The sequence below is a fragment of the Pseudomonas sp. Eth.TT006 genome (assembly GCF_054456575.1).
The window spans coordinates 103,604-114,615 of the sequence record NZ_JBTJEN010000002.1 but is presented as its reverse complement, the minus strand read 5'-3'; the positions used below and the strand labels follow the sequence as shown (position 1 = coordinate 114,615).

Annotated in this window: 10 protein-coding genes and 1 tRNA gene; 4 read left to right on the top strand and 7 right to left on the bottom strand. The window is 60.7% G+C overall.

The features are described from left to right. The first annotated feature begins 57 nt into the window (after positions 1 to 57). A complete protein-coding gene (gene cra, locus ACXR0M_RS03700; RefSeq protein ID WP_458830022.1) occupies positions 58 to 1,053 on the top strand; it encodes a catabolite repressor/activator in 996 nt (331 codons plus the stop codon). A 3-nt stretch (positions 1,054 to 1,056) separates the two neighbouring features. Then, complete coding sequence (locus tag ACXR0M_RS03695) at positions 1,057 to 1,833, top strand: TatD family hydrolase (RefSeq protein WP_458830020.1); 777 nt, start codon at positions 1,057 to 1,059, stop codon at positions 1,831 to 1,833. A 95-nt stretch (positions 1,834 to 1,928) separates the two neighbouring features. Here the strand turns inward: ACXR0M_RS03695 and ACXR0M_RS03690 are convergent, their stop codons facing one another. The 5 genes from ACXR0M_RS03690 to ACXR0M_RS03670 all read right to left on the bottom strand — a co-directional run bounded on the left by ACXR0M_RS03690 (position 1,929) and on the right by ACXR0M_RS03670 (position 8,527). Further along, the gene (locus tag ACXR0M_RS03690; protein ID WP_458830018.1) at positions 1,929 to 2,318 is read right to left on the bottom strand and encodes a hypothetical protein; all 390 of its coding nucleotides are present in this window, start codon (positions 2,316 to 2,318) and stop codon (positions 1,929 to 1,931) included. Between the two features lie 286 nt (positions 2,319 to 2,604). Beyond that, the gene (locus ACXR0M_RS03685) at positions 2,605 to 3,309 is read right to left on the bottom strand and encodes a methyl-accepting chemotaxis protein (protein WP_458830807.1); all 705 of its coding nucleotides are present in this window, start codon (positions 3,307 to 3,309) and stop codon (positions 2,605 to 2,607) included. Between the two features lie 1,570 nt (positions 3,310 to 4,879). After that, complete coding sequence (gene ampE / locus ACXR0M_RS03680; RefSeq protein WP_458830017.1) at positions 4,880 to 5,719, bottom strand: regulatory signaling modulator protein AmpE; 840 nt, start codon at positions 5,717 to 5,719, stop codon at positions 4,880 to 4,882. Beyond that, positions 5,716 to 6,276 carry a 1,6-anhydro-N-acetylmuramyl-L-alanine amidase AmpD gene (gene ampD / locus ACXR0M_RS03675; RefSeq protein WP_458830015.1) on the bottom strand — a complete coding sequence of 187 codons (561 nt, stop codon included), beginning with the start codon at positions 6,274 to 6,276 and terminating at the stop codon, positions 5,716 to 5,718. The genes ampE and ampD overlap by 4 nt, the downstream gene beginning before the upstream one ends. Positions 6,277 to 6,340: 64 nt before the next feature. Continuing rightward, complete coding sequence (locus ACXR0M_RS03670) at positions 6,341 to 8,527, bottom strand: DUF1631 domain-containing protein (protein WP_458830013.1); 2,187 nt, start codon at positions 8,525 to 8,527, stop codon at positions 6,341 to 6,343. Between the two features lie 388 nt (positions 8,528 to 8,915). On the opposite strand from ACXR0M_RS03670, the gene nadC reads away from it, so the two are divergent. Beyond that, positions 8,916 to 9,764: a carboxylating nicotinate-nucleotide diphosphorylase gene (gene nadC, locus ACXR0M_RS03665; RefSeq protein WP_458830011.1), complete on the top strand. Its 849-nt coding sequence runs from the start codon at positions 8,916 to 8,918 to the stop codon at positions 9,762 to 9,764. A gap of 88 nt (positions 9,765 to 9,852) precedes the next feature. Here nadC and ACXR0M_RS03660 read toward each other — a convergent pair whose 3' ends face one another. Then, positions 9,853 to 10,152 (bottom strand): DUF6388 family protein, encoded by a 300-nt coding sequence (locus ACXR0M_RS03660; protein ID WP_458830009.1) that lies wholly within the window; start codon positions 10,150 to 10,152, stop codon positions 9,853 to 9,855. A 276-nt stretch (positions 10,153 to 10,428) separates the two neighbouring features. On the opposite strand from ACXR0M_RS03660, the gene ACXR0M_RS03655 reads away from it, so the two are divergent. Beyond that, positions 10,429 to 10,923 (top strand): hypothetical protein, encoded by a 495-nt coding sequence (locus tag ACXR0M_RS03655; RefSeq protein ID WP_458830007.1) that lies wholly within the window; start codon positions 10,429 to 10,431, stop codon positions 10,921 to 10,923. A gap of 6 nt (positions 10,924 to 10,929) precedes the next feature. Here the strand turns inward: ACXR0M_RS03655 and ACXR0M_RS03650 are convergent. Next, positions 10,930 to 11,005, bottom strand: a tRNA-Thr gene (locus ACXR0M_RS03650). Positions 11,006 to 11,012: the final 7 nt, after the last annotated feature.

Sequence of the window (11,012 nt, the reverse complement as noted above, 5' to 3'; positions counted from 1 at the left end):
TCGGGTAGGATTGGCGAAAATGTCGCGGCTAGCTCGAAAAAACAAGGAAATACCGGGTTGAAACTCAGTGATATCGCACGGTTGGCCGGAGTGTCCGTGACCACCGCCAGCTACGTCATCAACGGCAAGGCCGAACAGCAACGCATCAGCAACGCCACGGTCGAGCGCGTGCGTGCGGTCGTCGAGCAACACGGCTTCACGCCCAACCCGCAAGCGGCCGGGCTACGCAGTCGGCACACGCGCACGCTGGGTTTTATTCTGCCGGACCTGGAAAACCCCAGTTACGCGCGGATCGCCAAACTGCTGGAGCAAGGCGCACGGGCGCGGGGCTATCAGTTGCTGATCGCCAGCTCCGACGATGCGCCCGACAGCGAGCGCCAGTTGCTGCAACTGTTCCGCGCGCGTCGCTGCGATGCGCTGATCGTCGCCAGTTGCCTGCCGGCCGGCGACGACAGCTACCGCCAGTTGCAGGCCAAGGGGCTGCCGATCATCGCCATCGACCGGGTCATGGAGCCGGAGCATTTCTGCTCGGTGATCAGTGACGACCGCGAAGCCAGCCTGCACCTGACCCAGAGCCTGCTCGACCCGCAACCGAAACAGATCGTGCTGCTCGGCGCGCGCCCGGAACTGAGCATCAGCCAGGAACGTGCCGCCGGCTTCAGGCAGGCGCTGATCGACTTCAAAGGCGAAGTGCTGGTCGAGCATGCCGAGTCGTTCAGCCGCGAGTGCGGCAAGCAGTTGATGGAAGAACTCCTGCAGCGCCTGGGGCATTTGCCGGACGCGCTGGTGACCACGTCCTACGTACTGCTGCAGGGCGTGTTCGATGCGCTGCATGACTTCCCGCTGAAGTCCCGGCCGTTGCGCCTCGGCACTTTCGGTGACACGCAGTTGCTGGACTTCCTGCCGCTGCCGGTCAATGCAATGGCCCAGCAGCACCAGTTGATCGCCGACAAGGCACTGCAACTGGCACTGGCTGCCGTCGAGCAATCCGAATACGAGCCCGGCGTGCAGGCCATCGCCCGTACCTTCAAGCAGCGTATTCACCGGGACTGAGCCGTGGAGCTGATCGACAGCCACACCCACCTCGACTTCCCCGACTTCGACGCCGACCGATCGGCGTTGCTCGCCGAAAGCCGCGCCCTCGGTGTGCAGCGCATGGTGGTGCTGGGGGTCTACGAGGGCAACTGGCAGCGGGTGTGGGATCTGGTGCAGAGCGATGCCGAGCTGTACGCGGCGTTCGGTCTGCACCCGGTTTATCTCGATCAGCATCGCCCGCAGGACCTGAGCACGCTGGGCGACTGGCTGACTCGCCTGCGTGGCCATCGGCAACTGTGCGCGGTGGGCGAGATCGGTCTGGATTACTTTATCGAAACCCTCGACCGCGAGCGCCAGCAAGCGTTGTTCGAGGCGCAGCTGCAACTGGCGGCAGACTTCGCCCTGCCGGCGCTGATCCACGTGCGCCGCAGCCACGCCGCGGTGATCGCCACGCTCAAGCGCTTCAAGCTCAAACGCGCGGGCATCATCCACGCCTTTGCCGGCAGCCGCGAAGAGGCGCGGGAATACATCAAACTCGGGTTCAAACTGGGACTGGGCGGCGCACCGACCTGGCCGCAGGCGTTGCGCATGCATCGGGTATTGGCGGATCTGCCGCTGCAGTCGATCGTGCTGGAAACCGATTCGCCGGACATGGCCCCCGCGATGTTCCCCGGAGTACGCAATACCCCGGTGCACTTGCCGGCGATCTGCACGGCGCTTGCCGAGTTGATGAAGATCAGCCCAGAGCAACTGGCTACTTCAAGCACTGCCAACTGCTGCGAAGTGTTCGGCTGGTAACCCACCCTCTGTAGGAGCTGCGGCACGCTGCGATCTTTTGATCTTGTTTTTCAGGGCCTGAATCAAAAGATCGCAGCGTGCCGCAGCTCCTACAGTCAGTCCGCGTGGGCCTTGGCCGCGTCGAGGATCAAGGTCATGCGCTGGCGATGATGAACAAAGCGCACCATCGCGAAGTACACGAAAATCACGATCAGTGAAGCGTTCAGCTGCTCGGTCACGCTGAGCAGCCCGATCCACTCCATGACCAACGCCACCAGCAACGCGGTGCACACCGTGAGTGACGCGCTGAAGCGCAACAGTCCCAGCGAATCGAGGGATTTGAAGCGTTTGATCTGTTTCGGGCAGCGCAGCTCCAGGCTTTTCTGGCAGTGCGCACACATGAACGGTTCGTTGATGGCGATGGCATTGAGTTGCCACGCCTTGAGCAACTGGGTGGTCTGACAATGCGCACAACGGCCCTGAACTCCCAGGGTTGCAACGGACATGAGCGGCCTCCTCGACGCAATCAACGGTATCGGGATACTGGCTCATTAGTGCCGAAAAGCCAGCCGTCGTCAGAAAACAGGAATTGGCTTACACGCGTGAGTTGCAAAGCATTACAAAATCTTCTGACATTGCCGCCTAACTTGTAGGAGTGAGCCCTGTGGTGAGGGGATTTATCCCCGATGGGCTGCGCAGCAGTCCCACGATTGATTGGCAGGGGACGCTTTGCGTCCGTCGGGGATAAATCCCCTCACCACAAGAGCTATTCCATGGGAGTTAACCCGGCCGTCACACGCGAAACGCGCTGATCAATTGTTTGAGCTCCACCACCTGCGCCGACAGCGCGCGGCTGGCGTCCTCGGTCTGATGCGCGCCTTGGGCGGTGCGTTCGCCGGCGCGGTTGATCTCGACGATGTTCTGGTCGATATCGTGCGCCACGGCGGTCTGTTGCTCCACGGCAGCCGCGATCTGCTGGTTCTGATCAACGATCATGCCCACTGCCCCCAGAATGTTTTCCAGCGCCTGCTGGACCTTTTCCGACTGGCCGACCGTGCCATTGGCCATCTGATGGCTGACGCCCATGGCTTTTACCGCTGCGCCAACCCCGCCCTGCAACCTGGCAATCATCTGCTCGATTTCCTCGGTCGATTGCTGGGTACGCCTGGCCAGAGTACGCACCTCGTCCGCAACCACGGCAAACCCTCGCCCCTGTTCACCGGCGCGGGCCGCTTCGATGGCCGCGTTGAGCGCCAGCAGATTGGTTTGCTCAGCGATGCTCTTGATCACTTCCAGTACGCGGCTGATCGACTGGCTGTCACTGGCCAACTGGTTGATCACCAACACCGACTGATCGATCTCACTGGCCAGCGCGGTAATGCTGCCCTGCTGCGCCTCGACCAGTCCGCGACCGCTGACGGTTTCTTCGTTGACGCTGTGCGCGCTGCTCACCGCTGCTGCCGCGCTGCGCGCCACTTCCAGCGAGGTCGCCGACATCTGGTTCATCGCAGTTGCCACTTGCTCGATCTGTGAGCGCTGGCCAGCCACGGCTTGATTGCTTTGCGCGGATACGGTTTCCACCTGCCCGGCCTGACGCTCGACTTCGGCCACGGTGTGACCGACCCGTTCGATCAAATCGTGAATCTTGCGCACGGTGCCGTTGAACACCTCGCCCAACTCGCCGAGTTCATCACGGCTCTGCGCGACGAAATTGACCGTCATGTCACCGGCCGCGACCTTGTCCATCATCGCCCCCAGGCGCTTGAGCGTGGTGCGGGTCGAGGCGTAGAAACCGCCGTAGAGATAAAAAATCAGCACGAACACCAGCGACAACGCCACCGCCTGCAACAGCATGTGCGTGCGGTTCTGCGCCAGGCGCTGTTGCAATTGGCTATCAAGGAATTTCAGGGTTGCGTCGTTGAGCTGGTAGGTGGCGTCCATCAGCCCGCTGACCTGATCGTAGAACCCTTGCCACGGCGTATCGAGGGTTTCGGCCACCACGACTTGCTGTTCAAACAGTTCGCTGGCCTGCTTGAGCGACGCCTTGCTGCCATCAGCCTGAGTGCTGAGGTCGGCGCGCGCGGCGTTGCTGGAATCAAGGGCATCCTGCAGTTTCAGCGCGTATTCGGCCTGGAGCTTTTCGATCTGTGCCAGCAACTCGTCAAACCGGGTGCTCGACGAGCTGTTGAGAAAGCCCTGACCCAACGAGTAAGAACCGATCGCCCGGCCCTCGCCAAGGGTTTGAGTCACGGCTGGTGTGATGTTGGTCAGCAGTTCGCTGAGTTGACGGATATCGCCCTGATTATCACGGCTCAGACCGGCCTGGCTGGCGATGATCTGGCTGAAAATCTGCGCGTTGCCGAGCAGTTTGCCGATCATTGCACTTTTGCTTTGCAGGGAGCTTTCCGCCTGCTGCGCCTTGAACGCGCTGAGCATTTCCTCGCGTTTGCCATCGAACAGCCTGATCTGCTCGGGGTCTTCGGTTGTCGCCTGCAGGCCTTGCAAGCGCGCAAGGACGGTCTGTTCCAGGCTGTTGATCTGCGCTTCGAGATTGTCAGCCTTTCCGGACTGGCCGAGGACGACGTTGATCTGCACTCGATTATTCAGGGTTTCCAGATCCCGGCGCAGGCTCAGGCTGCTGCCCAGCAGGTCGAGGCTCTGCAGTTCGACCCGGGTGCCCTGGAATTCGCGATAGGACTCGCGCACCAGATAGAAATTGGTCACCAGCATCGGCACCAGGAACAGCACGCTGATCAGGCTGAACTTCATGCCGAAGCTCAGGCGGTTCATCAGCGAGACGGCGGGATAGAGCAAGCTCTTCACTGGAAGTCTCCCTTGGCTTTTCTTGTTTTTATGGGCAGGCGCGGGGCGAAAGCAGATAGCCACTATCGGGCGCTGTCTCTGTATAGCGCAAAACGAAGGGAGGTTTTGTAACTTAAGGTTAACAACGATCGAGGTTGCCAGTTAACCCTGTGGTGAGGGGATTTATCCCCGATGGGGCGCGCAGCGGCCCCAAGGGTTTTAGGACCGCTGCGCAGCCCATCGGGGATGAATCCCCTCGCTACAATCAGTGAATCAGCACCGTCCACAAGGCAAACCCGGCATACCACAACACCGCCGCACGCAGCAGCAGTTCCCACAGGCAATCGAGGGTGTTGATGCCTTCCGGCCCGACCACTGGCGGTGGAATCTCACCCGCTGCCAGCCCGACCTTGTTGATCAGTTGTGCGGCGCTGATATTCCAGTTCAGCAGTTCATGCAACATCACCCGGCTGACCGCGACGAAGTTGCCGACCAGGGCCAAACTGGCGGCCAGCAGGCGCACCGGGACCCAGTCGAAGGCATGGCGCAACTGCCCTGCTCTTTCAGCCAGCGCCGGGGTCTGCGCGTGTTCTTCGGCCAGCGCCAACAAGCGATAGGCCAGCGCCGCCACCGGACCCAGCACGAAGTACCAGAAGATCACCGCAAAGAAGCTCTGATAGGCCTGCCACAGCAGGTGGCTTTGCACCTGTTCCAGCAACTGCTCGCCGCTGTCGGCGCAGAGGTCCAGGTCACGCTTGGCCACGTGCGCGGCGGCTTGCAGGTCTTCGCGACGCCAGGCGTCACGAAACGGCCCGAGTCCACCGAGCAGATCACCGCGACCCAAGGCGTAAATCACCACCAGCAAGTGCACCGGCAACGCCAGCAAGCCGTAGGCAACCGGTTCCAGCACCAACAGCAGCAAGCCGAGCATCGCCACCGGCAGTAACACCAGAATCGTCAGCACCAGCCATGGCCGATTGGCCAATCGTGGGCTGCTTTCGAGTTTGTGCAGTTCGCGGATCCATCCGCCATCGCGTTGAAGCCGATGGCGCAGGGCCGAGAACTTCTCGATCCACACCGCCAGCAGTAACACCAGAAAACTCATTGTCCTTCCTCTTGTGCCAGGGCCGCGCGGTAACGCGCCCAGTCGAATGCCGGGCCAGGATCGGTCTTGCGCCCGGGTGCAATGTCGCTGTGCCCGCAGATGCGGGCGCTGGTGATCGCCGGAAATGCCTTTTGCAGCTGACGGGTCAGCGTGATCAGCGCCTGATACTGCGCATCGGTAAAGGGCAGATCATCGGTGCCTTCCAGCTCGATGCCCACGGAAAAATCGTTACAGGTTTCGCGACCTTCGAACACCGACACGCCAGCATGCCACGCCCGCTCAAGACAGGAGACAAACTGGGTGACCTTGCCGTCACGTTCGATCAGAAAATGCGCAGAAACGCGCAGGTCGGCAATCCCGGCAAAATAGGGATGCTCGGTGACATCCAGACGATTCTGGAAAAACTCCTGGACCTTGCCGGTGGCAAATTGCGCCGGCGGCAGGCTGATGTTGTGAATCACCAACAGGGAAACTTCGCCCGCCGGGCGTTCATTGAAGTTGGGCGATGGGCAGACCTGCACCCCGTGACACCACCCGCTAGCGGGATCCAACTGCATACCGATTCCTTCAACGCCGACTGTGTTGGCGCCCAGTATGCCGCGATCGGCCCCCGGCGCGCGATCACTTGCCGCGATTGAGTCGCCGCAGATTGCCGAGCACCGACTCCAGCGCTCGATCGAACAGCAAGGTGTCGTCCAGCGCACGCACCGCGCCGCGGCGGAACTCCAGAGCCAGGCTGCTGCGGCTGCGCTCCAGGACTTTCATGCCGGTGCGGTCGACAAACACGTACTTGCCGGTGGTTTCGATGATCGCCGCCAGTTTGCAGCGCAGACTGTGCTCGTCATCTTCTTCGAACGCCACCCAACTGCCCACGCGCAACTGATCCACCTGGCGCAACGCCGCGTCATCATCGCCCAGACTGCTGGAGTTCAGGCTGCCCGAGCCCTCGTCGGCAGTGCGCAAGGTGATGTGCTGCGACACCTCGACCAGCGCCGCCGCGTCGGTCGGATCCGGCTCGGCAGCCGGATCGAGCAAGCGCACATGCAGCGCTTCGAGTTCACTGAAAAATTCGCTGGTGGCAAACGGATCGAACGCCGAACTGCTCAGACCGTCGCGCAATGACTTGAGCAATCCCGGCACCAGTGCCAGCAGACGCATGCCGGCGTCCGCCTCGGCATGCCGCTGCACGCTCCAGATCAGCTGTTCCATGGTCTGCACATCGGCCTGCCATTCGGCGGACTGGTCACCCTGCTTGAGGCAGGTCAGCAGCAGCACTTTGCTCCAGGCATCGCGCACGAACGTCACCACCGACGGCGGCAGGACTTTGCCCAGCAACGCCTGATTCAATGCCTGCTCCACCCGCTGGCGCGCCAGTTCGGTTTTCGCCCGGCCTTCTTCGGCGTCACGCAGACGCTGTTCGAGCAATTCACTGCGCCGACGCTCATCGCTGGTGAACGCGAGGAAATCGGCGAGCAGTTCAGAAAAGATCGCCGGGTCATCAACGAATTCGCTGAGCAAGCGCTGCACCACTTGTTCGATGCGCAGATACAAACTGTCCCGCGCCTCGCCGTTGCACTCGCCCCAGCCCAGCGCCGCATCGGCGATTTCATTGAGCAGGCGCCGCGCCGGGTGGCTGCTGCGGCTGAAAAAGCTTTTGTCGAGTACCGCTACCTTGAGCATTGGAATCTGCAGTCGCGCGATCAGCGCCTTGAGCGAATCCGGCAGGTTGCGATCCTCGAGGATGCAATCGAAGACCATGGCGATCAGGTTGATCACGTCCTCGTCGGCGCCTTCGACGATTCGCGACTTGCCGCTCCTGACGCTGACCCGCGTCAGCAACTGTTCGAGCTGGTTGCGCAGATCGAAGTCGTCCTGCGCGGCCAGTGCCGGCACGTATTGCTGCAAGTGCGAGAGCAACCGCAGCAGGTCGCGGGTGCTGATCGGTTGCGTCGCCATGCTCGGTTCCAGGGTCGGGGCGACGCTGCCGCGAACATGCCGGAGCAGTTCCTGTAACGCGGCGAACACTTCTTGCACGCCTTCGTCGGCGGGCTCCGGCTCGGCGCTTTCTTCGTTGCAGATACTCGCTGCGGCACGCTCGATCGCGCGGCGTGCCGGAGCCGGTTTCAACTCGGGCAACACACCGGTGGCAATCAGCAATTGATTGGCCTCGGCGTACAACTGCTCGGTGTCGGCCAGCACATAGCGCTCGAACAGTTTGAGCAGGATCAGCTTGACCTTGATCTCCACCCCCAGGTTGCGTCCGGCCTGCAGGAAAAACTCGCAGAGCATCGTCGGGCCGAGCGGGTTGTGCCGATCGTCAAAATTTTTGCCGAGCAGCGCGTTGAGCCGCGCCGTCAGTTGCTCGAGGGCAAAGCCGTCACGCTTGAGCACCCGGCCGACCATGGTGTCGACCGCCACGCTGCGCTCCATGTCATCGGTGCGCGGCGCGGATTCTTCGAATTTCAGCGAATCGGCCAGCGTGTGCTGGACGGGGTCGTACTGGATGAGCGCGACGAAGGCTTCGAAGAACTGTTCGAGAAACCCGCGCTCGATGTTCTTGCGCTTGAGGCGCAAGTCGCGCATGGCTTCGAAAAAGATGTTCTGTTCGACGTCATCGCGCGCGCGGTCGGCCATCTCGAACAGGGTGTCGTCGGCGTTATCGAACAACTCCTGCAAACCGTGGCGCAGTTGCTGCGCAGCCTTGTCGCGGACCTGAAGCAGAATCACAGGCAAGCGGGCGAGCGGCGAGTGATTCGCCTGATCGGTAGCGGCCTTGTGCAAAGGCACTACATTCCCGTCGTTGTGCATCCAAGCCTCCTGAAACGGTGATTCGTCGGTCACTCTCAACACAATTCCCCTGTGGGAGCGGGCTTGCTCGCGAAAGCGGGGGGCCAGAAAAATACATGTCGCTGACACGTCTTCTTCGCGAGCAAGCCCGCTCCCACAGTTTTAAAGCGACGCGCTCTAAATCGTCAAAGCCATGACGTCAAATGCAAGGCGGATTATCTGGCAAAAGTTGTCACGGGCGCCATAGTCGTCAGGGTTTCCCCTACACCTGCGCCCCTTCCAGTGACCACAAATATCGGTACTTTGCTCAAAGAAAATCGACCGGATGCACTCAGGCACCCGCGTTCTTGCCTTGGGTTGGCTCTGGCCATGCCCCTATAATCGGCGCACTTAGTTTGTGGAGCCCGTTATGCCGAATCTACGTCTCGCCGATCTGACCGCCGAAATCGAAGCCAACGTGCGCCGTGCGTTGTTCGAAGACGTCGGCAGCGGCGACATCACCGCGCAACTGATCCCGGCCGAACGTCTGGCCAAAGCCACCATCATCACCCGCGATGACGCCGTCATCTGCGGTACCGCTTGGGTGGACACGGTGTTCCGTCAGCTCGATCCGCGCGTTGCCGTGCACTGGCAAGTGGTCGATGGCCAGCGGGTCAAAGCCAATCAACCGCTGTTTCATCTGGAAGGCCCGGCCCGTTCGCTGCTGACCGGCGAGCGCAGTGCGCTGAATTTCCTGCAACTGCTGTCCGGCGTGGCCACGCGCGCGCAGTACCTGGCGGATTTCGTGGCGCAGACCCAGGTCAAGCTGCTGGACACCCGCAAGACCCTGCCGGGCCTGCGTCTGGCGCAGAAATACGCAGTGACCTGCGGCGGTTGCCACAACCACCGCATCGGCCTTTACGATGCGTTTCTGATCAAGGAAAACCACATCGCCGCCAGTGGCGGCATCGCCCAGGCCATCGCCGCCGCGCACAGGATCGCGCCGGGCAAACCGGTGGAGGTCGAAGTGGAAAGTCTGCAGGAGCTGAAGGAAGCGCTGGATGCTGGCGCCGACATCATCATGCTCGACGAGCTGAGCCTGGATGACATGCGCGAAGCCGTGCGCCTGAACGCTGGCAAGGCCAAACTGGAAGCCAGCGGCGGCATCAACGAAAGCACGCTGCTGCCGATCGCCGAGACCGGGGTGGACTACATCTCGATTGGCGCGATGACCAAGGATGTGAAGGCGGTGGACCTGTCGATGCGCCTGAGCCTTTAACAGCAGCGGCAAGATGCGAGCTACAAGCTGCAAGTCAAAGCGGTGGTGCTTTTACTTGTAGCTTGCGGCTTGTAGCTGGCAGCTCTCGTCAGACGACGAGATTGTTCATCTCGCAGTACTCGTCCCACTCGACACCCAACACCTCGGCCGCTTCCTTGTGCAGCACGAGACGCTGCGCCTCGAACGCTTCGGGAGTGCTGGTGTATTTGAGCGTCAGTTCCCACGGCTGCAGACCCTGAGCTTCGGCTTCGTCTTCGAAGGCCCACTGAATCTGGTCTTTCTGATCATCGGGACTCAGGTCCTTGATCTCTTCCTTCAGGTCCGGTACGTCCAGAAGGTATTTTTCCAGCGCTAGTTCGTGGCGTTGCTCTTGGGTTAATTCGGTCATGGTTTTCTCGCTGATCTTGAGAATGGAGGATGGATCTGGATCATCAAGGATCTCTCTGACGCGGACTGGCCGGCCTTCGGAACCATTCGGGATCATCTGAAAACTGCCAAGCGATGCTCATGCAGGCACCGAATATAGGACGTTTGCGTGACGAATTACACGGCTCTTTACATCTCTCGCACAAAAAGTTGACCTGCGGAACATAAATCCGGATCTTGAGTCATAGCAATGTGCCATAACGGCACTCACCCTCGCTGTTCACAAGGAAAACCAGTGATGCGCAGCTTTTCGAAAATGTCCGCCGTTGTCTCCACCACCGCTCTTATTGCGGCCATGGCTCTCCCCGCGAGTGCAATGGCACTGGAATTGAGCTCCAGCAGCCCATCCTACGGGGACAAGTTTTCGCTGATTCACAATGACTATGGCAAAGAGGTGGTGATCCGCAGCGATTTCAGCGTCGATGAATTGAAAAAGCTGCGCGATACCGTCAACGATCAATCTCGCCAGATCGAAGAACTCAAACGCAGCAGCGGTTCGAGCTCCAGCTCCAGCGGGAAGGAAATTGAAGAACTGAAAAACAAGGTCAAGGAACAGGATCGCAAACTTGAAACCCTCGGCCGTCAGGTCGAAGACCTCAAGCGTAACAGCGGCTCCAGCTCCAATTCGAACAGCAGCGAGATTTCCAGCCTGAAGCAGAAAATCAACGATCAGGATCGCGCCATGGATCAGCTCAAACGTACCGTCGAGGATCTGAGTCGCAAGGTGAAATAAGGGAAGTGGTGCCCGAGACAGGAATCGAACCTGCGACCTTCGCGTTACGAGTGCGCTGCTCTACCGGCTGAGCTACACGGGCGGTGGGC